This is a genomic window from Nonomuraea sp. NPDC048881 (genome assembly GCF_040649795.1).
GTDB lineage: Bacteria > Actinomycetota > Actinomycetes > Streptosporangiales > Streptosporangiaceae > Nonomuraea.
This window is the reverse complement of sequence record NZ_JBEZGC010000023.1, coordinates 126234-147133: the sequence shown is the minus strand read 5'-3', so window position 1 is coordinate 147133 and position 20900 is coordinate 126234. Positions and strand designations below refer to the sequence as shown.

Annotated in this window: 19 protein-coding genes and 5 pseudogenes; 13 read left to right on the top strand and 11 right to left on the bottom strand. The window is 70.5% G+C overall.

The genetic code is table 11. The features are described 5' to 3' along the window. A partial coding sequence (locus tag AB0C33_RS45145; RefSeq protein ID WP_358300011.1) for a DinB family protein occupies window positions 1-732 on the top strand: 732 nt, incomplete at its 5' end. Between the two features lie 211 nt (window positions 733-943). Here the strand turns inward: AB0C33_RS45145 and AB0C33_RS45140 are convergent. Further along, a pseudogene (locus AB0C33_RS45140) lies at window positions 944-1370 on the bottom strand (transposase); the annotation flags it as partial. 552 nt (window positions 1371-1922) lie between these two features. Between AB0C33_RS45140 and AB0C33_RS45135 the strand changes: the two are divergent. Beyond that, window positions 1923-2414 (top strand): hypothetical protein, encoded by a 492-nt coding sequence (locus AB0C33_RS45135; RefSeq protein ID WP_358300008.1) that lies wholly within the window; start codon window positions 1923-1925, stop codon window positions 2412-2414. Between the two features lie 90 nt (window positions 2415-2504). Here AB0C33_RS45135 and AB0C33_RS45130 read toward each other — a convergent pair whose 3' ends face one another. Next, on the bottom strand, window positions 2505-2693 hold the full coding sequence (locus AB0C33_RS45130; protein ID WP_358300005.1) for a hypothetical protein: 189 nt from the start codon (window positions 2691-2693) through the stop codon (window positions 2505-2507). Window positions 2694-2773: 80 nt separating this feature from the next. Then, window positions 2774-3403, bottom strand: coding sequence for a TetR/AcrR family transcriptional regulator (locus tag AB0C33_RS45125; RefSeq protein ID WP_358300002.1), 630 nt, complete (start codon window positions 3401-3403; stop codon window positions 2774-2776). A 193-nt stretch (window positions 3404-3596) separates the two neighbouring features. On the opposite strand from AB0C33_RS45125, the gene AB0C33_RS45120 reads away from it, so the two are divergent. Continuing rightward, window positions 3597-4286: a hypothetical protein gene (locus tag AB0C33_RS45120; protein ID WP_358299999.1), complete on the top strand. Its 690-nt coding sequence runs from the start codon at window positions 3597-3599 to the stop codon at window positions 4284-4286. A 164-nt stretch (window positions 4287-4450) separates the two neighbouring features. Continuing rightward, window positions 4451-6094, top strand: a complete 1644-nt coding sequence (locus AB0C33_RS45115; protein ID WP_358299997.1) for a carboxylesterase family protein — start codon at window positions 4451-4453, stop codon at window positions 6092-6094. A gap of 423 nt (window positions 6095-6517) precedes the next feature. Here the strand turns inward: AB0C33_RS45115 and AB0C33_RS45110 are convergent. Next, window positions 6518-6673 (bottom strand): annotated as a pseudogene (locus tag AB0C33_RS45110) (IS5/IS1182 family transposase); the annotation flags it as partial. 316 nt (window positions 6674-6989) lie between these two features. Further along, window positions 6990-7175: pseudogene (locus AB0C33_RS45105) on the bottom strand (transposase); the annotation flags it as partial. 229 nt (window positions 7176-7404) lie between these two features. Here AB0C33_RS45105 and AB0C33_RS45100 point away from each other — a divergent pair. Next, a complete protein-coding gene (locus AB0C33_RS45100) occupies window positions 7405-7842 on the top strand; it encodes a hypothetical protein (protein ID WP_358299995.1) in 438 nt (145 codons plus the stop codon). A 68-nt stretch (window positions 7843-7910) separates the two neighbouring features. On the opposite strand, the gene AB0C33_RS45095 is transcribed toward AB0C33_RS45100, so the two are convergent. Then, window positions 7911-8270 carry a transposase gene (locus AB0C33_RS45095; RefSeq protein ID WP_358299992.1) on the bottom strand — a complete coding sequence of 120 codons (360 nt, stop codon included), beginning with the start codon at window positions 8268-8270 and terminating at the stop codon, window positions 7911-7913. Window positions 8271-9013: 743 nt separating this feature from the next. After that, window positions 9014-10069 carry a LacI family DNA-binding transcriptional regulator gene (locus AB0C33_RS45090; protein WP_358299989.1) on the bottom strand — a complete coding sequence of 352 codons (1056 nt, stop codon included), beginning with the start codon at window positions 10067-10069 and terminating at the stop codon, window positions 9014-9016. Between the two features lie 32 nt (window positions 10070-10101). Between AB0C33_RS45090 and AB0C33_RS45085 the strand changes: the two genes are divergently transcribed. Then, complete coding sequence (locus AB0C33_RS45085) at window positions 10102-11349, top strand: MFS transporter (RefSeq protein WP_358299986.1); 1248 nt, start codon at window positions 10102-10104, stop codon at window positions 11347-11349. 79 nt (window positions 11350-11428) lie between these two features. On the opposite strand, the gene AB0C33_RS45080 is transcribed toward AB0C33_RS45085, so the two are convergent. Then, window positions 11429-12151, bottom strand: coding sequence for a DUF4184 family protein (locus AB0C33_RS45080; protein ID WP_358299984.1), 723 nt, complete (start codon window positions 12149-12151; stop codon window positions 11429-11431). Window positions 12152-12658: 507 nt separating this feature from the next. Here AB0C33_RS45080 and AB0C33_RS45075 point away from each other — a divergent pair. The 5 genes and pseudogenes from AB0C33_RS45075 to AB0C33_RS45055 all read left to right on the top strand — a co-directional run bounded on the left by AB0C33_RS45075 (window position 12659) and on the right by AB0C33_RS45055 (window position 16283). Then, a complete protein-coding gene (locus AB0C33_RS45075) occupies window positions 12659-13618 on the top strand; it encodes an NAD(P)H-quinone oxidoreductase (RefSeq protein ID WP_358299981.1) in 960 nt (319 codons plus the stop codon). 158 nt (window positions 13619-13776) lie between these two features. Further along, window positions 13777-14160 (top strand): annotated as a pseudogene (locus AB0C33_RS45070) (hypothetical protein); the annotation flags it as partial. 94 nt (window positions 14161-14254) lie between these two features. After that, window positions 14255-14733 (top strand): annotated as a pseudogene (locus AB0C33_RS45065) (aldehyde dehydrogenase family protein); the annotation flags it as partial. A 225-nt stretch (window positions 14734-14958) separates the two neighbouring features. After that, complete coding sequence (locus tag AB0C33_RS45060; RefSeq protein ID WP_358300018.1) at window positions 14959-15546, top strand: TetR/AcrR family transcriptional regulator; 588 nt, start codon at window positions 14959-14961, stop codon at window positions 15544-15546. 131 nt (window positions 15547-15677) lie between these two features. Then, complete coding sequence (locus tag AB0C33_RS45055) at window positions 15678-16283, top strand: zinc-binding dehydrogenase (RefSeq protein WP_358299978.1); 606 nt, start codon at window positions 15678-15680, stop codon at window positions 16281-16283. A gap of 127 nt (window positions 16284-16410) precedes the next feature. Here AB0C33_RS45055 and AB0C33_RS45050 read toward each other — a convergent pair whose 3' ends face one another. Then, on the bottom strand, window positions 16411-16833 hold the full coding sequence (locus tag AB0C33_RS45050; protein ID WP_358299975.1) for a hypothetical protein: 423 nt from the start codon (window positions 16831-16833) through the stop codon (window positions 16411-16413). A gap of 173 nt (window positions 16834-17006) precedes the next feature. Here AB0C33_RS45050 and AB0C33_RS45045 point away from each other — a divergent pair, with 173 nt between their 5' ends. Both AB0C33_RS45045 and AB0C33_RS45040 read left to right on the top strand, forming a co-directional pair. Next, a complete protein-coding gene (locus AB0C33_RS45045) occupies window positions 17007-17831 on the top strand; it encodes a BtpA/SgcQ family protein (protein ID WP_358299972.1) in 825 nt (274 codons plus the stop codon). 67 nt (window positions 17832-17898) lie between these two features. After that, window positions 17899-18996: an SIS domain-containing protein gene (locus tag AB0C33_RS45040; protein WP_358299969.1), complete on the top strand. Its 1098-nt coding sequence runs from the start codon at window positions 17899-17901 to the stop codon at window positions 18994-18996. Between the two features lie 224 nt (window positions 18997-19220). On the opposite strand, the gene AB0C33_RS45035 is transcribed toward AB0C33_RS45040, so the two are convergent. Then, on the bottom strand, window positions 19221-19391 hold the full coding sequence (locus AB0C33_RS45035; protein WP_358299966.1) for a hypothetical protein: 171 nt from the start codon (window positions 19389-19391) through the stop codon (window positions 19221-19223). Next, window positions 19346-20272 (bottom strand): ATP-binding cassette domain-containing protein, encoded by a 927-nt coding sequence (locus AB0C33_RS45030; RefSeq protein ID WP_358299963.1) that lies wholly within the window; start codon window positions 20270-20272, stop codon window positions 19346-19348. Before AB0C33_RS45030 ends, AB0C33_RS45035 begins: the two co-directional genes overlap by 46 nt. Window positions 20273-20900: the final 628 nt, after the last annotated feature.

Here is a 20900-nt window from a genome sequence, read left to right as displayed (position 1 = left end):
GCGAACCAATCGTCGATGTTCTTCAGTTCCTCGGCGCTCGGCTGGTACATGCTGCTCCTCCTCAAGTCGTACAACGTACCGTACAGCATACGGAGTAGACAGGGATGCCCCGGTCGAGCCCCGTCTTCGAGCGATACGCCCGGCGGCGGGCAGAATACGCGCGTACCCGGCGAAAGCGGTTGCGCAGGTCGTCATGATGGTGACATGACGTGGACAGCACCCGACGTAGAGCGGGGACCTCGGACGGACATGGCCTGTGGCGAACGCGAGATGCTGGATAACTGGTTGAAGCTCCGCCGGCTGTTCCTGCTACGCAAATGCGCCGGCCTCACCTCCGCGCAATTGAAGACCGCCGCCGTGGAGCCGTCCAACCTGACGCTGCTCGGCCTCCTGCGACACATGACGGAAGTCGAGCGCTGGTGGTTCCGGGAGAAGTTCCTGCACGAGAACCTGCCCGAGCTGTACATCACGGAGGAGTACGAAGACGGCGACTTCGACCTGGTGGCCGACGCCGACGCCGAGGCCGACTATGCCGCCTTCCTCGCGGAGACGGCTGCCTGCGACGCCGCGGTTGCGGACATCGACCTGGAGGAGCTGGCCGACGACCCCCGGGCGCCGACCGGCAAGGTCAGCCTCCGCTGGATCTACATCCACCTCCTGGAGGAGTACGCGCAGCACACCGGGCACGCCGATCTGATCCGAGAGCGCATCGATGGGGCCACGGGAGCATAGCGGTTCGCCCGGCATCATCCCCTTTTCCAGGCCCGCCAGGGCTGGCCGGCCAGAAGTTCAGGACCTTGCCACGCGGGCCGGGGCTTGACAGATCCGGAAGCGGCGGCGGGTCGGCCCAGCGGCCGGGGGGGCTGGCCTGCCAGTCGCGGCTCAGGGGGCGGGTCACCCGGTGCACCGTGGCCCATCAGATCTGGGCTTCGTGGTGCTCGGCGCTGCGCTCGTAGATCCGCACCAGTCGGCGGTAGCGGGTCAGCCAGGTGAAGGTTCGTGCTGCCACCCACCTGCGCGGCAGCACGACGAAGCCGCGGACGTCGTCGGAGCGCTTGACGATCGTGACGGTCAGGTGGAGCACGTCGCGCGCCCCGGTGAGCAGGCGCCCGGCGGGCGTAGCCGCCATCCGCCCCAGACCAGCGCAATGGTGGAGAACTTCTCCCGAAGCCGGGCCAGCAGCGGGTGGGCGCCGTCACGGTCTTGGACCGACGCGGCGGTGACGATCACGCACAACAGCAGCGCGAGCGTGTCGACCGCGATATGCCGTTTCAGCCCTTGATCTTCTTGCCTGCGTCGTACCCGCAGGCTGCCGCGCCGACGGTCTCGGCCGCCTTGACCGTCTGGGAATCGATGCACCCGGCCGTGGGCAACTCGCCGTGTCCGGTCAGGAGGCGCAGCCGGCCGCGTAGGCGTCCGGCGAGCCGTTCGGGCAGACCACGCCGAGACCATGGCAGGAAGAAGGCGTAGACCGCCTCGTGTGGCGTGGAGCAGTTCGCGGATCTGCCGCTCTTCTTCGGCGTCCGCCGGCGGATGCGCGTACAGCAGTTTCGGCATGAAACGCCTCTGAGATCATCATCTCCCCAGGTAGGCAGGCAGGGATGTACGGCCGCTTTCAGGAACGTAGCAGTAAGTCCGAAGAACCGCCTTCGCTACTGTGTGCCCAAGATCAGAAGGGGGTGGCTGGGAGCGCGACCCCGTTGCAACCAACAGGAGGATCTATGAGGAACGGTGGACGCATACGTCTGGTCCGGTGGGCGCGAGGCGGTTTCGCCCTGGCCTGCAGTGGTCTTCTGGCTGCGTGCGGAGGGTGGGCGCAACCGGACCGGTCTGCCCCGGACCTGGCGGTCACCCCCGGGACGTCTGCCACGGTGAGTCCGTCGCCCTCCCCGTCGGGTTCCTCGTTCGAGGGACGTGGTCCGGTGCTGGCTGTGAAGAAGGGGCCCTATCCGCACTCGGTTCAGATCGTGGACGCCCAGCTCAGTCCCGAGGCTCCGCAGTCCCCGGCGCCGCAGGGCCTGACATACATCCAGCTCGTGTTGAAGGTCACCAGCACTCCGGGACGCCCCCTCAAGGCCCCGCACCCCCAGGCGTACTGGGTGGTCCGGTACGACGGCTGCAAGGCCGCCCAGGACGCCGACAGCCAGGTCAGCTGTGGTGGCATGGACGACGGGACCAACTACTTCACCGAAGAGGACATGCGCTCCCCCGAGTACGGCACCGGCGTTTCGAAGCAGTTCGGCGATCTGATGGCGGACACTCCGTACTGGACTCGCGCCTGGCAGCTGGTACCGGAGAAGGCCGACCTGTCGCGGGCTCAGCTGTGCGAGGGGGTACGGACCGGAACCCCGGACAACTGCATCCCCCTCGGGACGGTTCGCCATGGCGGCGACCAGAGCCCGGCGGCAGGCTGACCGGCCTCGGCCGGGTGCTGTACGGGGTGGGGTGGTCTGCCGTCCTCAGCAGCGGTGACTCCTACTACCCCACCTCCAGCGCGGGCGGGCTCACCACCACGTGCCACTGCATGGCTGGTGTTGCCGGGGCGTGATCAGGCGTCCGGGGACGTCGAGATCATGGGCCTTCTCCGCGATCTGTTGCCACCGCCGGTCGGAGAAGTCGGGGACGGCGAAGCCGCGGTTGGGCAGCCGCACCGCGATGCCCTCGCCCACCAGCTGCACCAGGGCCTCGCGCACGACGGCCAGGCACAGGCATGGCAGCCATGGCCGCGGATCTCGCGGGTCGGCTGATTGCGGCGAAGTCCCGGCACCGCCCGTCAGGCCTCCTGGGACGGTCGGATCGGATGCGCTCCGGCCTTCGCGGCGGCGATGGCGGCTGCGGCGGCCTGTTCGGCGACGGTCTCGTCGATGGGTTCGTGGCTGACGAGCATCCGGTAGTAGAACGGCGCGCCGACCGATCGGATCACCTGGACCGGGTCGGTGTCGGGCGGGAGGTCGCCGCGTTCGATGGCGTGCCGCACCGATTGGGCGGCCATGTCGTTGCGGGTCTCGAAGAAGTCGTGCAGGGCCTGCGCCGCCCGCGGGTCCAGCACGGCCGCGCTGATCAGCCCGAGCATCGCCGGGCGCCAGACCGGGTCGCTGTAGAAGCGGTGGATGCCCACCGCGAGCCCGCGCAGGTCCACCTCCAGCGACCCGGTGTCCAGGAGCGGCACCTCGGAGACGGTCAGGTCTGCGATGAGCTCGACCAGCAGGCCCACCGGGTCGCGCCAGCGCCGGTACACCGTGCTCTTGGCGACGCCCGCGATCTCGGCCACGCGTTCCATGCTCAGTTCCGCGTACCCATGGGCCTCCAGTTCGGCGCGGGTGGCGGCCAGGACGGCGGCGCGCACCCGTTCGGTACGCCCGCGCGGTCGCATCGTCCCCGGTGCCGGGCGGTCCTCGGACAAGACAGGCTCCTTTGCTCGCGTGGTTGCCGTCCTCCCAGAAGCCAGTCTAACGCAACCATGGTTTCCTTTAACCGCCCAAATGAGCATCTAAGAAAACTGGGGTTGTATTAGCTGGGGTCGCGCGGCTACTTTGAGGGTGAGTTAACGAGATCCCAGTTTTGTTTATGACGCCTCTCGCGAGGAGGGCCCCGTCGTGTCCGAGACCGCCATCCGCAGGTACACCGGCCTGTTCGGCCTGGCCGCAAGCCTCCTGATCATCCTCCAGGTCCCGCTGTACTTCATCTACGAGACCCCGCCCGACTGGGACGTCCTGACCCGCAGCCTGCTCGGCATCACCGGCTGCACGGTCTACGTCGTCTACTTCCTCGGGCTCAGCGAGCTCATCCGCCACGTCGGCCCGTCCTACCGCTGGGTCGCCGGCATCGTCCAGAGCGCCGGCCTGCTGTGGGTGGCCATGGTGTTCGTCCCGCAGTCCATGGAGGTGGGCGCGGCGATCACGGTGGGCCACGACATCGACACCACCACCGAAGGACCCTTCGCCGGCGCCCAGTACCTCATGCAGGGCGCCGTCTCCAGGCTCCTCATGGGCCTCTTCCTGATCGCTCTGGGGATCGCGGTGTCCCGGCTCGGCCTGCTCCCGCGCTGGGTGGCGCGCTCGGCCCACGTCCTCGCCGCGATCAACCTCGCCTTCCTGCCCGCGGTGTACTTCGGCGACGACGCCGCCGACTTCTACAGCGCGCAGGGCTGGGGCACCACCGCCAGCATGGGCGCCCTCTGGAGCGTGTGGACCCTCGCCGTCAGCATCAGCCTCCTGCGCGGCGCCCGCCGCACGAGCCTTGCCACCGGGACGGCCCCGGCCGTGGCGACGGGAACGACGCCATAGGCGGCGAAGTGCTCCCGGCGTTGATCGGCGTGATCGTGCTCATCGTGGTGCCGGTCACGCTCGTCTCACCCCGGGCCGCCGTACGGCGCGGCCCCGTCGGCGTGATCGGCTCTCCGGCCTCCTGAGCCGGGACTCCCCCCATCCCACCCACCTTGAGGAATTTCATGAGAAACGTCCTTCGGGCGCCCATGACCGTGCTCGCCTGCCTGGTCACCGCGCTCGCCACAGCTCCACCGGCGACGGCCGCGGACCACGGCCGGGCCGGTGCGGATCCGGCGGTGGTCCGCATCGAGACGGGCCTCGTCCGGGGCGCGCTGCACGCGAAGTACCGGCTCTTTCAGGGCATCCCGTACGCGGCGCCGCCTGTGGGGGCGCTGAGATGGGGATCGCCGCGACCCGCCGCCGGGTGGAGGGGGGTGCGCGCCGCGACCCGTCCCGGCCCCGCGTGCGCCCAGGTCATGGACTTCATCGGCGACAAGCCGAGCACCGCCGAGGACTGCCTGTACCTCAACGTCACCACGCCGAGGCGCACCACCGGAAAGCTGCCCGTCATGGTGTGGATCCACGGCGGCGGCTTCCTGGGCGGCTCCGGAGCGATCTACGGCGCCGAACGGCTGGCCGCCAAGGGCGACGTCATCGTGGTGACCTTCAACTACCGGCTCAACGCGCTCGGATTCCTGGCGCACCCCGCGCTGAACGGCGGTCCGGCCCGGCACGGGTCCGGCAACTTCGGCATCGAGGACCAGCAGGCGGTGCTGCGCTGGGTGCGGGCGAACGCGGCGGCGTTCGGCGGCGATCCGCACAACGTCACCCTCTTCGGGGAGTCCGCCGGCGGGATGTCGAGCTGCGTCCACCTGACCGCCCCGGGATCGCGAGGGCTGTTCCAGCGCGTCATCATGCAGAGCGGGCCGTGCACCCTGCGCTGGCCGTGGGCCCCGAGCACGGCCGGACCGGACGCGGAGACCTGGCGTCCCAAGCCGCGGGCGCAGGCGGAGCGGCAGGCCGTCGAGATCGCCGCCGCGGCCGGCTGCGCCGACCTTCGCACAGCGGCTGTCTGCCTGCGGTCCAAGCCGGTGTCCGTGCTGCTGAAGGCCGTCGGTCCGCGCGGGCTCGCGCCGGCCTACGGCGCCGGAGTGCTTCCGCAGGATCCGGTACGCCTGCTCAGGTCCGGCGAGTTCGCGAAGGTGCCGGTCATGCACGGCATCACCCGGGACGAGCACGTCACCTTCCAGGTCGGCTTCGACGCCGAGGCGGGCGGCCCGGTCGCCGCCAAGGACTACCCTGGGGTGCTCGGCACGTTCCTGGGCCTGGACGGCAGGCAGACCGCCGAGGTGATCCGCCGCTACCCGCTGAGCGACTACAAGGGCTCGACGAGCTGGGCGATGGCGAGCACGCTCACCGACTGGGCCTGGGCCTGCCCCGCGGTCGAGACGAACAAGCTGCTCGGCCGGCACGTGCCCACCTACGCCTACGAATTCTCGGACCGGACGGCGCCGTGGTTCAAGGAGGCTCCCCCGCAGCGCTATCCGACAGGCGCCTACCACGCGGGGGAGCTCCAGTACCTGTTCTCGCGCGCGTACGCCGGCCATGACCTGTCACCGGAGCAGCGGCGGCTCTCCGACGATATGATCGGCTACTGGACCCGCTTCGCCCACACCGGCGACCCCAACGGCGACCGGGCGACCCGCTGGTCGCCCTACGACCCGTCCGGGGGCCAGGTGTTGTCGCTCGCCCCCGGCCCCGGCGGGATCGGCGAGGTGGACCTCGGCCGTGAGCACGGCTGCGACTTCTGGAAACCCCTGACCTGACGCGTCCATGACGCCGGGCGCGCGATCGCCGGCCCCCTGAGAGCACGCCCGGCGCCCGGCGCCCGGCGACCGTCGTACCTCGCCCCGGAAGGACGCCAGATGACCACCCATGACGTCCGCGCGGAGCACGACGTCTGGGATCCTTTCGGCACGTTGCACCGCGCGTTGTGGATCGGCGGTGGCCAATGGGCCGGAAAGTCGACCGTGGCCCGCCTCCTGGCCGTTCAGTACGGCATGACCGCCTATCACTACGATTGTCGCGACGCACGTGGGCACAACGATCGCCCGATCGCGCGTCGTGTCCGGCTCGGCGAGCCCGCCGTCGATCCCGATCCGGACCAGGTGTGGGTCCACTCCACCCCGGCGGAGACGGCCGCCGAGACGCTGGCCGGGTTCCGCGTCCGGTTCGAGTGGGCTCGGACGGCCGATCGGTGGCCGGACCTTGATGCGCTCCAGAACGGCGCGGAACTGCGGGCTGTCTCCGGCCTGGCCGGCGGCCAGGACGAAGGACAGCGGACGGCATCGACCATCGGCCGCCAGATGCACCTTGCTGGTCAACCCGCCCCGGGAGCGGCCCAGCTTGGCGGCCTTCGGCCGGAACCGGTAGCGGCGTCGCAGTCGTCGCCGCTCGTTCCTCCCGTCGTCCCGTCGTCCCCGGCGTCGTTGTCCCTGCTCTCTTCGTTGCTGGGGTTGCCGTCGGCGGCGTTTTGCCCCCTTGGCGTAGCCCCCTTTCCTGATCGACGGCTTCTTCCAGGGCTGCGCCCAGCTCACCGTCCACGACCATCCCGGCGGCATGATGGTGGGCGCGGGCGGTGGTGGAGTCGACGCTGACCAGGTCCAGGTCGGCCTGTCCCCGGGCTGCGGCCTCGCTGATCACGGCTCGCATCAGCCGCTCGAACACGCCGTCCCGCGCCCAGGTACGGAACCGGTCGTAGGCGGTGGACCATGGGCCGTACTCCTCCAGCAGGTCACGCCAGGGGCTGCCGGTACGAAACCGCCACATCACCGTGTTGAACAGCCGCCGCAGACCCGGGATCGGACCCCGCTCACCCAGAGGGCCACCGTCGGCGAAGTAGGCCAAACAGAAGCAGCCCCGTGGTCACGTTTGTGATCACGGGCGTGTCCTGCGTTGGGAGGTGCACGCCGGGCAAGCAGGGCTCATCAGAGAGTGTCTCTAATCCCTCAGAGTCCGTCCCCAGCAGGGCGGTACCCTCATGCGAGGGGAGAACAGGTACGCGATCATGTGATCCATGTCGATCCCCCGGGACCCGCCCGCACCCGCACCACCACAGAAGTCCAGACATTCACAAATGGCTCGCCGAAGCGGCTGCCTGGCCTTGCTATTAGTGCCGCTCCTGCTGCTCGCGGCGATCGCCATGGCGCCGGTGTGGATCAATGACCACCGGCTGGCGCGCATGGTGGACCGCATCCAGGAGTATCCGCTGCCATCCGGAACAGACTCCGGGTACTTCGACCCGCAAGTCGAGGTGAGCGGCGACTCCGGCGACTGCTGGTACACCATCCGCTTCGAGCTTTCCACCGAGCGGCCCGTCCAGGAGGTGCTGAACCACTACCGGCAGGCGAAGATCGAAGACCCCGACGGGGACCTCGGCGACTACGAGGTGGTGGCCTTCACGCTGTTCGACGAGCCCGGCACCCCCGTGGATGGCACCTCCGCCACAAACTCAGTGATCATTGACCTGGACGGCATGTACGACGACAGCTGGACGGACATGCGCTGCTACTGACACGGCGGGGCCGTTCGCATGCTGGTCTTTTGCGCTCTAACCAAGATTGCCGGGGTTGAGACACCCGCTCACGCCACCGAACGCAGGGCGGCGAAGCGCGAGGTGCGGGTCGGGGCCAGCGGCGTTCCGGTGAGCCAGGCATCAAGTCTGGTCAGATTCATCGCCGCGGCGATGAGTAAATGCTGGAGATGGGTCTTGGCGGTCCCGCGGTAGCGGGACCACCGCAGGCCGAAGCCTTTGACGCCCTGAGCGATGGTGCCCTCGACACCTTGCCTGTGGGCGTAGCGCTGCTGCCACTCGTCCGTGCTCTGCCTGACCCGCGCGCGTTGCAAGGCTTCGTGCTCCTCCCGTGGGCGCAGGGTGATGCGCCAGCCTTTTGCCCCGCGGGTGCACAGGTCGCGGCTGGGACAGTCCTTGCAGTCACGCATTGAAAGCGCACGCGGACCGCCGGAGTGCCGCCCTGGTCGACCTCGTTGACCCAGGGCAAGCTGGTGGCCCCGTCGGGACAGGTCATGGCGCGGTTGTCCCAGTCGATGGCGAAGTCGATGATCACGTTAGTGATCAAATGTGGAGCATCAGCCGGAAGCTCTTGATATGCCGCTTGCATGCCGGCGGCGGGCCTGCCGTGCAGTGGCCGCCACCCGTAGGTACTCCAGACAGCACGCCGTTCCACCCTGCCCTCGGGTTTCTGGTGATGAGTACGGGCGAAGCCCGTTCTGATGTGGACTGTTGTATAACAGAGCCCGACAGGGGCGTCTATACCCACCCCCTTTACAAAGTAGATTCCTAGGAGCGCGCGGCCTGGCCGCGTGACGACGGCCGACCGGCGCTGCGCGGCGTACTGACCGAGCTCTTCGAGCTTGAGGACGGTTCTGCCTGCCACGCGATCCCCTAAATGATCATCCCAGGACCGGCCTCGAAGATCTTGTCCTCGTCAACCTTGTAGAGCTTCGTGGCCAGGTCGGCGATGTTCGGATGGGGGCATGGGGCAACGCGCCGTACACCTTGTCCCAAGACTCCTCGTCGGCGTGTCAGACCTCTGGGTGGAGCAGCAGGTGCTGGGCGCGCGTCCCGGCGAACGCCAGGACGAAGTCGGCGGGCGCCATGCAGCCCCCCGAGGAAGCCGGACCCGATCAGGCAGGATCCTGCTCGGAGGCGCGCTTGACCGTGGTCATCGCCGGGTGGAGTCGCGCAGGACCAGGCGCCATTCGATCGGACCGGTCTCAGCTGCCGTTTCCTTGCCCAGGACCAGCTGCGCGCAGCGGGCTCCCTGGGCGCGCAGGTCCTGCGCGACGGTCGTCAGCCCGGCGGCGGCGGCCGCGTCGGTGCCGTCCCAGCCGGTGACGGCGAGGTCGCCGGGAATGGCGAGACCGGCACGGGCGGCCGCTCGCATCAGGCCCAGGGCGAGCTCATCGCTCATGGCCATGACAGCGTCCGGCGCGTCCGCCCCCTTCAGGAACGCCGTGGCCAGGGATTCGGCCTCGCGCGCGCTGTTGCGTGCGCACACCGCGACCCGCACCTGCGACCAGCGGCCGTCGACCGCCTCCCAGGCGTCACGGACTCCGCACAGGCGCTCGCGGGTCACGCGGAAAGTCGCCTCGGCCGGATCCAGCCCGTTGTGGACCCCCGGCGTCCTGGCGCGATCGAGCGGGAAACTGAGCACCATCGGACGCCGGGCGCCGGCGAGGGCCTCGGTGGCGACGGCGCGGGCTGCGGCACGGTCGTCGATGGCCACGATCGGCAGGTTCCGGTGGTGTGGTCCGCCGTGCACGACGGCGGGGAGAGCGGTGGCGGCCACCGCTGACAGCACGGGGTCGTCGTCGCTGGTCGTCCAGACGACGAAACCGTCCACCGCGGCCTCGGCGACCCGGTCGGTGTCGGACGGCGCCCCGGTGATGGGCACGATCGTGAGCCCCAGGCCGTGACCGGCGCAGACCTCGGCGACGCCGGCCAGGAACCGGGTGGCCTGGGGGTCCTCGAAGGCGTAGGTGAGGTGCTCGCCAAGCACCACCCCGAGGTTGCCGGCCCGTCCCCGGCGCAGGGAGCGGGCCCCCGGATGAGGGCCGGGGTATCCCAAGCGGGCAGCCGCTTCGCGGACCCTGGCCCGGGTGCGTTCGGAGACGCGATCAGGCTGGGCGTAGGTGTAGGAGACGGTCATCACCGAGACCTTCGCCGCGCGGGCCACCTCCGCCATGGTCGGCCGGGGCTGAGAAGGGTCTTTGGCCATGCCTCACCCTATCTTGTGTATCGTTACACTGCATGTGTATCGATACACGAGCATGCACCGATCACGGTCACCTCCGAGCCTGGGTGCCGTACGCGGGATTCGCTGTCTTCGGCGCGTTCTGGGGCGTGTGGGGTGCGTCCGTGCCCGCCATTCGCGACCAGGCCGGGCTGACCGATGGCCAACTCGGCACGGCGCTGCTGTTCATCGCCGTCGGCGCCCTGCCCGCAATGCCCCTTGCGGGCAGGGCCGTAGACCGGTGGGGGCATCGCGTCACGGCGATCATGCTCACGTCGCTCGGCATCGCCGGCATCGCCGTGGCCGTCACCGCTCGCGACCTGCTTGCCTTATCCGTGGGACTGGCGGTTCTTGGCGCGTCGTCCGGCGCTGCGGACGTGACGATCAACGCGGCGGCCGGCTCCGTCGAACGTGCCAATGGCCGTCCGGTCATCACCAGGGCGCACGGCTTCTTCTCCTTGGCCGTGGTCGCGACGAGCCTCGTCACCGGCCTGCTGAACGCCGCCGGTCTGCCCGTGGTCGTGCCGTACTTGCTGGTCCTGGTCGCCGCCGGCGCTGTGAGCACCGCCATCGTCACCGACGATCGCACGCAGGCCGATTTCGGCCGTCACGATCATGACCGTACCTCGACCGCGCACGGCCGACCGGGTCTGCGCGCTCATCTGCCGCTCCTGCTTGTCGCGGGCGGACTCGGTGCGCTCGGATTCGCCGTCGAGAACGCTCATCAGAGCTGGAGCGCCGTCTACCTCGCCGATACCGTGCACGCCGGACTTGCGCTGGTCGGCGCCGGACCCGCGGTCTTCGCACTTGCCGTCTCGCTCACCCGCTTCGCGATCAGCGCGGTGAAGACCCGGCGCGCCTGGATCGTCCTCACCGCCGGCGCGGTGATCTCCGCGGCGGGGACGTCCCTGCTCGCCCTCACCGCGTCTCTCCCCCTGGCTCTGCTCGGGCTGGCCCTGGCCGCCGTCGGCACCGCCGTGCTCTTCCCGACCGTGCTCGCCCTGGCCACCGCCAACGTCCCCGCCGCGGCCCGCGGTGCCGCCACCTCGGTCGTGTCCACCTTGGCCTATCTCGGCTACCTCGCCGGGCCGGTGTATGTGGGGCACTGGGCGCAGGCGACCGGGCTGCCGGGCGCCATGCTGGCCGTGGCGGCACTCGCTGCGGCCTTGGCGCTGCTGGCGTGGCCCGCGCTCAGAGCCGTCGTTCCCTCCCCCGCACGGCGTGGCACCGCCGAAGCAGGAGCGACGGGCAGGCCGCGCACGTAACGGGACAGCTCGTCGCGGGCGAGGTCGGAGTTCCTGGCCAGCTCGCCGCCGAGCGAGACCCTTAGCCGGGCCCGACGGATCAGCGTGCTGTCCGAGACGGGACCAGGCGATGGAAGGCGGCGTAGGCCAGCAGTACCAGCACGACCGCGTCGATCGTCAGCGTCACCAGCGATCGAAGCACCAGCCCGGCGCCCAGCATCGTGACCAGCACGGCCGCCAGGAGCCCCATCGCCGCCAGCAGCCCCAGTCGTACCCGTGGGCCCGGCTGGGGCACCGGCTCGCTCAGCGGCCTGCGCCACAGCCACCAGCAGGCCCAGCCCAGGGCCGCAAGCGTGATCAGCGAACCCACCAGATGGACCCCCTCGTCCTCCATGACGATCGAGTCCCCGAGAGCCCCGAGCCACTGATCCACCAGGCGGTCCCAGACGAGATGGGTGGCGATCCCGACGGCGGCGGCCAATGGCCACCACGCCCAGTGTGCTGCCCGCGGCCGGCTGCGACGCCCCACTCGCCGGATCACTGCCTGGGGTAGCAGAGCGCGCGCCGGGGCGGCACACACCGTGATCACTCCCGCCAGCGCCAGCGCCAGCACCACGTCGGCGACCAGTGCGCTCGCCTGAACACTGTGGGTGTATCCAGCATCCAGTAGCGGCCACCACGGCCCGAGCGGGATCATGTCGACGATCCCGTAGGGGACGAAGTAGGGAAGGTCGGGGGCCATCGCCCCGGCGGCCAGCGCCACCGGCGGCAGAAGACGGCGCAACGGCACCACGACAATAGGATGAATTAGGGTAAACGGCACAAAAAGGCACACTACCGACTAAACCAATCCCTCCCCCTGAACCGCTCCGCCCGATCAACGCCTACAACACTTCTGCCGGCAAGGACTACACCGTTCCATGCGCCCTCGGCGGAGGAACTCGAACGGCTGTTCACGGTTACCGGCACCACCGGCAGCCGGCTCATGCTCCACCACCACGTGAAGCATCCCTAGGGGCGGCATCTCGCGATGCATTCGCCGGACACACCTTCGGACGCAACCCCATCATGGAGAACGCGTAGCACCGCTCTCCCTGGAGCGATGCCTCCACAGAGCCTCATCGACCTCGCACGACCGATTCCACGGTCATCAGGGCCTGAGCACACCCTGTCCGCTCCGCGGACTGGCTTCGACCACTGCCGGCGCGCCGGACGGCCCGTTCACGATGTTTGCAGTGCAAACTTTCACGTAATATAAGCAGTGTAAACATTCGTGCCTTGTGCGCCTGGAGTGCCGCAGGCGAGCCTTTCACCGACAGGAGACGACACCATGAAGGCGATCACGATCAGGGAGCCCGGCGGCCCGGAGGTGCTGGAGTGGACCGAGGTCGACGACCCGGTCCCCGCTGCCGGTGAGGTACTCATCGATGTGGCCGCCACCGCGTTGAACGGCGCCGACGTCGCCCAGCGGCTGGGGCTCTACATCGTGCCCGAGGGTGCCTCGCCGTACCCGGGGCTGGAGGTGTCGGGCCGGATCAGTGCCCTGGGCGAGGGGGTGGGCGGCTGGCAGGTGGGCCAGGAGGTGTGCGCACTGCTGACCGGCGGCGGTTACGCGCAGAAGGTGGCCGTCCCCGCCGGGCAGCTGCTGCCCGTGCCCGAGGGGGTCGGGCTGGTCGAGGCCGCGGCGCTGCCGGAGGCGGCTGCCACCGTGTGGTCGAACGTGGTCATGACCGCACGCCTGGCCGAGGGCGAGACCTTCCTCATGCACGGCGGAGCCGGCGGCGTCGGCACGATGGCGATCCAGATCGCCAAGGCGCTGGGAGCGCGCGTCGTCACCACCGTCAGCGGCGCCGCCAAGACCGCACGGGTGCGGGAGCTCGGCGCCGACGTGACGATCGACTACCGCACCGACGACTTCGCCGACTTCGGCCCCTACGACGTCATCCTGGACGTCATTGGCGGCGACTACCTGGAGCGCAACGTGCGCTCACTCGACCTCGACGGGCGGCTCGTCATCATCGGCATGCAGGGCGGCTTCGAGGGCAAGCTCAACCTCGTCGAGCTGGTCTTCAGGCGCAAGTCGGTGTTCGGCACCACCTTGCGCTCGCGGTCGGGCGAACAGAAAGCCGGGATCGTCGCGGCGTTGCGCGAGCACGTCTGGCCCATGATCGAAACCGGGGCGGTCCGGCCGATCATCGACCAGCTCCTGCCCATGTCCGAGGCGGCCCAGGCCCACCAGCTCATGGCCGGCTCCCAACACGTCGGCAAGATCCTTCTGGTCAACGAGTAAGCCCCCGGCGTGCCCGGCCGGCGGACTGCATCTCGGCGCGTCAACACTCGCCCCGGGGCCAGGACTCAAGATTCGTCACTCCGGGTAGACAAGTCGCCGCCGTCGCGAAGTGTCTTGGGGCGCCCACCAGGCGCAGCCCGTCAAGCCCACGGCAGAGCATGCCTGTGCTCGTGGCACGGAGTGAACATCACCGCGATCACGCTGTACCTCGGTCTTGGTGCAGGCGGCGGCGCGGCGATGAGCCCGCCGCCAAGGAGCTGGCCGAGGCGACCGGCCCGCCCCCGGATTTACGAGGTCCCTCCGGAGCAGGGTCGCGACATCCTGCTCGGCCTGCAGAACGCCCCAGCGTGCCCCGCACGGACGTGGACGAGGAGTGGGTCGAGGTGGACGCCGGCCGGTGGGGCACGGTCCGCACCCGGGTCATCCGGCCGAAAGGGGTCAGCGGGCCGCTGCCGGTGGTGTTCTGCATCCACGGCGCCGGCTGGGTCTTCGGCGACGACAAGACTTACGACCGCCTGTTCCGCGAGCTCGTCGTCGGCGCGGGCGCGGCCGGGGTGTTCCCCGTCTACGACCGCGCGCCGGAGGCGAAGCACCCGACCCAGGATCGAGCAGAACTACGCCGTGGGCCAGTGGGTCATGGAGCACGGCGCGGCCGAACGGCTCATCGGTGCCTCCCTGGAGCTCGGCGGCAAGAACGCCATGCTCGTCCTCGACGACACCGCCCTCGAGCGAGCCGCCGACGGCGCCATCGCCCCCTGCTTCCCCTCTGCCGGGCAGCTCTGCGTCTCCACCGAGCGACTGTATGTCGCCGGGTCGATCCGCGACCGGTTCCTCGCCGCGTTCGTCACCGCGTTCGTCACCGCGTTCGTCACCGCGTTCGTCGCCCGCGCGAAGCGGCTCACGCTGGGCGCCTCCTACGACTACAGCGTCGACGTGGGCAGCCTCACCACCCTGGCACAACTGGCCACCGTCACCGCGCACGTCGAGGACGCCGTCGCCAATGGCGCGACCGTCCTGGCCGGGGGCCGGCCGCGGCCCGACCTGGAGCCGCTGTTCTACGAACCCCCATCCTCATCGACGTCACCCCGGACATGACGCTGTACGCGCACGAGACCTTCGGAGCGGTCGTCGCGATCTACCCCGTCCGCGACGACGAGGAGGCGATCGCGCGCGCGCCAACGGCTCGCCGTACGGGCTCAACGCCAGCGTCTGGTCCCGCAACCCGGCCCGCGGCCGCGCGGCCGCCGCCACGGCGCCGACGGTCTCCTGAAGACCCTCGGCGTCCGCTGACCTCGCCACGGTACGATTGTGTGCAGCGCATACATCGAACGGAGTGTCCCGTGTCGCAGCCCGGCAGCCCGTACCACCACGGCGATCTGCGCGCCGCCTGCCTGCGTGCCGCCCGGGAACTCCTGGAAGAGGACGGCGCCGCAGGGCTTTCGCTGCGGGCGGTGGCACGACGGGCGGGCGTGTCGCCGACGGCCCCCTACCGTCACTTCGCCGACCGCGACGCGCTCGTCTCCGCGGTGGCCGCACAGGGCTACCGCGAGCTCACCGAGCACCTGGCCGCAGTCCATCCGGCACCCAAGAGTCCCGACGACCTCGCCGACATCGCGGTCGCCTACGTTCGCTTCGCCATCGAACGGCCCGCGATGTTCAAGGTCATGTTCGCCGAGCCGTGCGATCCGTCCAGCCAGGAGCGCGCCGCCGCGATCACCGCCATCTCCGGCTACCTGCACAACCTGGTACGCAGCGTCTTTCCCGACCGTGAACCCGAGCCGTTGGCGGACGCGGTCTGGGCGCTGGCCCATGGCCTCGCCTTCCTTCACCTCGATGGGAAGTTCGACACCTCGACACCCGAGCAGGCGAGCGGCTCTGTCCGCGCCGCCGTTCAGGCCCTGTTCCCTCGATCGTCGTCGATTCTGTAGACGACAGACGGACTCACGTCGTCGGCGTGTCCAGGCTGATGCGGCCCGTGGGCCGCCCGGCTGGTCAGCCGGGTGGTCGGCCCCCGGACTCGACCTGCGCGCCAGGATCGCGCAACGCGCGCTGCCCGAGCATGATCATCAAGCGGCCGAAACACCCGGTCGAGCCGGGCATCCTGCGCAGGGAAGACAGGATCGTGGACCAACGGAACCGCCATCGGCGACAGGCCGGCTTCATCGCAGGCGTCGAGATCGCAGCCCGAGCCGGCGCACGGGCAGTCGCGGTGACCACGTCGTCAGCCGGGCGGGGCGAGCGGCTGATGGAGCACGGCGCGACACACGTGCTCGACCGTGAGGGGAACAGTGCACGCGGTCTCGCGCCGGATGGCTTCGATGTGATCGTCGACATCGTCGCCGGGCCGGCGCTGCCCTCGTTCCTCGTGCGGCTCGCACCCAAGGGTCGTCTAGTGCTGATCGGGCTCGTCGCCGGGCCTCCCCCGGCGGACTTTGGATCGGCCCTGCTGAGCCGGTTCCGGCAGTCGGTGTCGGTCGCGACCTTCAGTCTGGACACGGTGCCGCGAGCTGACCTGGCCCGGGTACGCACCGACCAGTTCGAAGCCGCGGCGCGGGGCGACCTCAGCGCCGTCGTCCACGCCGTCCTCCCGCTCGAAGCCGCAGCAGAGGCCCACCGGCGGATGGATGCCGGCGAGGTCTTCCGGCGTGTCGTCCTGACACCGTGACCCACTGCCGGCCAGTCTCATTCTGGTGCACAGCCGATCGACACAGCGGTGCCGCCGGGCGCTGTGTGAGCACCGAAGCTGTCTACCGGGCACATGCGCGCGAGCTCCTGGAGCGTGTAGCGGCTGGTCAGGACACGCGGTCGGCTACCGCCCTCGAGATCGTGATCGGGCTCCTCGATGCCGCCGGCCCCGCGCCGCTTAGGATGCCCTGATCGACGAAGCCGCAGCAGGTGCCAAGGCCGTCGTCTTGCACTTCGCCGAGCTGGCGGCTCAAGCGGGCCATCAGGTGCGACGTGAGCCGCCTCGCGCGGGCGCCACCGTCGCCAACTCGCTGCGCGGCTTCCCCGGTCTGCGCAAGGCCGGTGATGATGATCGGGTCGTCGGGGTCGTCGTAGAGCCCGACGAAGCCGAGGTCGGCCAGGGCGCCCGGGTCCGCCTGCCGTAGCTTCTGCACGAGGTTGTGGTGGCGGGCGGTGGTGGTCTCGGAGGCACGGCCGGGCCGGGCGGCGGAGATCCGCAGCAGGTTCCCGCGGGTGTCGGTGGCAGTCACACGGTCCAGCTGGCCGACGTCGAGTAGGCGGCCGGGATGAGCGGGCCGGCGATGCGCAGGAGTTCCTCGCACTTGGGGGGTGGGCGAAGGGCGGGAACGGTGTCATGGTGGGAAGGGCCTGAGATCTTGACGTCGACCGCCCCCGCGGGCGGTCCAGGGCGGAAGAGGTGGCCATGGCGGGCGCGGGCGGAGCATCGTGGCTGGGAAGCGGCAAGCTGATCCTGGGCATGATCCATCTGCCGCCGCTGCCCGGAACTCCCCACCATGACGGGGGCGGTGTCGAACCGATCGTGGAGCGGGCCGTCGCCTGCGCGCGGGCGCTCGTGGACGGCGGCGCGGACGGATGCCTGATCCAGACCGTGGACCGGGTGTACGCTGCCGGAACGGACTGCGACCCTGCGCGGATCGCGGCCATGGCCCTCATCACCCGCGCCGTCGCGGCAGCCGCCGGGCCCGGGTTCAAGGTCGGGGCCCAGCTGATGCGCAACGCCGTCCAGGCCTCCCTGGCGGTGACGCAGGTCGCCGGCGGCCACTTCACCCGAATCGGCACGCTGGTCGGGGCGACGATGACCGCGGGCGGCCTGGTGCAGGGCGACCCGCTCGCGGTGGCGGAGTACCGCAGCAAGATCAGCGCCCAGGACATCGCGCTGGTCGCCGAAGTCGAGTCGATGCACTTCTCCTGGTTCGGCGGCGGTAAGACGGTCGCCGAGGTCGCCGCGACGGCACGGCAGGCCGGCGCGGACGCGGTCTCGCTCTGTCACCGCGACGACGACGCCACGATGGGCATGGTCGCCGCCGTCCGGGCGTCCTGCCCCGGGCTGCCGATCATCCTGGCTGGGCACACCCATCACGGCAACGCCGCCCGCCTCCTAGGGTCAGTCGAGGGTGCGGACGGGGCATTCGTCGGCACCTGCCTGGAGAGCGGAGGCTGGGGCGGCGTGATCGACAAGGACAAGGTCGCGGCCTACGTGGGCATCGTGCGCTCCGCCCAGATGTGATCGCGCCACCCTACGACTGAAGGCGACGCCGAGCGCAGTGTCGGCCGGCAAAAGAGGAAGGCGGGACATGACCGATACCTCTCCCTACACGCTGGCGGAGATCCCCCGCCAGGTCGCCGCGCTGAGTGAGGACCTGCGCGCCTGCTACCCCGCGGTCGCGAAGGCCGTACGGCAACGGGAGAACACCTTCGGGTGGGACGGCCTGACCCGGGTGGTCGTGACCGGCAACGGCGACTCCCTGCACGCGGCGCTAGCCACCGAGATGGCCTTCCACACCTTCGGCGGGGTGGCATGCGAACCGGTCAGCCCGCTGCGCCTGCTGGAGTACGGCACCCCCTGGGAGCGCCGAGCCGGAGTGCACACGCTGGTCGTGGGCGTCTCCGCCTCGGGCGGCAACGCCCAGGTCGTCGACGCGCTGGCCTGCGCCACCAGGAACGGCGCTCGGACGCTGGCCGTCACCTCGACCGAAGGGAGCGCCGTGACCCGGGCCGCCCAGCGGGCGCTGGTGCTGCCGTTGGCCGGGTTGCTGCCGTGCCCGGGAATCCGTACCTTCCAGGCCAGTCTCCTGCCCCTGTACCTGGTCGCGATCGAGATCGGACGGGCTCGCGGCCACCTCGGGGACCACGGAGCCGACGCCATCGGCGCCGAGCTCGCAACGGTGGCCGACGCCGTGGCGGCCACCACCGACCTCCTAGGGCACAGCTGCGCCCTGGTCGCCGAGCAGGTCGCCGAGCAGGTCGCCGGGACCTCGGTGGTCCTGGCGCTGGGCAGCGGTCCCGGCTACGGCAGCGCCCATTTCGCCGCCGCCAAGCTCGTTGAGGCGGCCGGAGTGTTCGCCGCCGCGCAGCAGTTTGAGGAATGGGAGCACGTGGAAGTCCTGGCCCGCCCACGGGACCTGCCGACGCTGGTGTTCGCGACGCCGAGCCGTACCAGGCAGCTGGCGCTGGCCGTGGCACGGCGCGCCCGCGCGCTCGGCCGTACCGTGATCGCCGTCGGCGAGGCCGACGACACCGAGCTCGCGGCGGCCGCCGGAACGGTGCTGCCGGTGGCCGGTGGGGTACGTGAGGAGTTCTCGCCGCTGCTGGCGCAGGTGGCGGCCGGACGTCTGGCTGGCGAGATCGCAGGCCGGCTGGGGCGGGTGCCGTTCTCCACCAACTGCCCCTGACGGCCAGGAGCCGGGCGTGATCCATTGCGCGCCCTCCCACGGAAGCGGCTTGTCCCGGGCCGGGACGGCGCGCGGCCCGGCGTGGTTGCGGCCTTGATGCTCGCCTCGCTGATGAAGAGCCTGGCCGACGCCTGGCGGGGTGGAGGCGCCGGGCGTCATCCGGCGAAGCGTGGATCGGTCCGCGAAGCGGTGAGCCGGGGGCGGGTCAGGTCGGACAGGGCCGCTTACCGTCCGCCGGATCGCATCAGCTCGTCGTGGGTTCCCCGCTCGGCCACCCGGCCCACCTCGATGACGAGGATCTGGTCGGCGTCGCGCAGGGTGCTCAGCCGGTGGGCGATCACGACGCGGGTCAGCGGCAGGGCCGCGAGGTTGTGCTCGATGGCCGTTTCGGCCACGGTGTCCAGGTGGCTGGCGGCCTCGTCCAGCAGCAGGATCCGCGGCTCGGGCAGCAGGGCCCGCACCAGGGCGATGCTCTCCCTGATGGTCCGGTGAACAGGTGCGGGTCCTGGGTGACCACGCCGAACCGGCTGCGCAGCCAGCCGGGGTCCAGGTCGCGCGCCGGGGCCCCGTCGTAGCGGATCTCGCCCTCGACCGGCTCGTACCGGCCGAGCAGGATCCTGCCCAGCGTGCTCTTGCCCGAGCCCGAGCTGCCCACCAGCGCGACCTTCTGTCCTGGATCGATCCTGAGCGTGACGTCCCTGAGCGTCCAGGGGGAACGCGGGTCGAAGCGGAACCCGACGCCGCTCAGCGGCACCTGTCCGCGCAGCGGTGGCCGCGCGCCGCCGGTGCGTTCCGGCTCGGCCTCGACGATGTCGGCGAGCCGCTCGACGTGGGCTCCGGCCTCCTGGAGCTCCTGGAGGCCGGTCAGCAGTGAGGTCAGCGGGGTGAGCGCGGAGACGGCGAGCGCGTTGAGCGCGAGCATCGTTCCCAGGCTCGGCCCGCCGTCGAGCCCCCCCATGGACTCGATGAGCCGGCCCTGGGTCGTGGCGGCGGCGGTCAGCCCGCGCCCGGTGAGGTCGGCGATCCGCCTGCGGGTCAGGATCAGCAGGACGACCTGGACGGCCGCCATCGCGGCCAGGCACCCGCCGAGCACGGGGTCGCTCGCCAGCACGAGGATCACGAGCACCACGGCCGGCGGGCCGTCGAGGAGCGCCGACAGCACCTGGCCGGACGGCATGGCCCTCAGGCTGGCCGCGCTCTGCGTGCTCATGACCAGGTCGCTCGTCCCGCGCAGGGTGAAGTACCCGTACGGCAGCGCGAAGAGCTGTCCGACCACCCCGCCGGTGAACTCCGTGTCGGCCCGTGCGGTGGCGGACGAGCAGGGCGCGCAGCAGGTTCGCCCGCCACGGACGCCGCTCGGGCCCCTGGACGCTGAGGTCCGGCCCCGGCTCGAAGGCCAGCACGACCCCGGTGAACCCGAGGTCGAACTCCTCCGGCGTGAGCCTGCGCCGCCCCGAGGCCGGATCGAAGACCTCGACGACGTGCGGGCGACCGTCTCTCGCGCCCGTGGCCCGCACGTGCCCTTTCTGGGCCCTGTCGGGATGGAGGGGGGACCATCCCTCGGGTGCGCGCCGGCTGCCCCGTGACCAAGGAGCGCTGCAAGCAGTGCTTGCGCCTCCGGCAGCGGAGGCTGACAGCGGTGAAAGTGAGCTGTCGGCACCTTCTCAGGGTCGCCCGGCGGGCGTCGCGGCTTGCTTGAGTGAGCATCCAGCGTGAATCGCATCGCATGATGCCGCCATCGGATCAGTGGGCGGCGAAGACCCGCTGATCCCGTAGCGCGCGGACTGCCCACTCTGGGTCCGCGTCGCCCTCTGCGGGCGGCGAGAGCCTCTTCGCAGTGCTGTCGCGAAGGGCGTACAGGCGCGGATGTACTCGACTGTGATGGCGAGGGGATGGCACGGCCC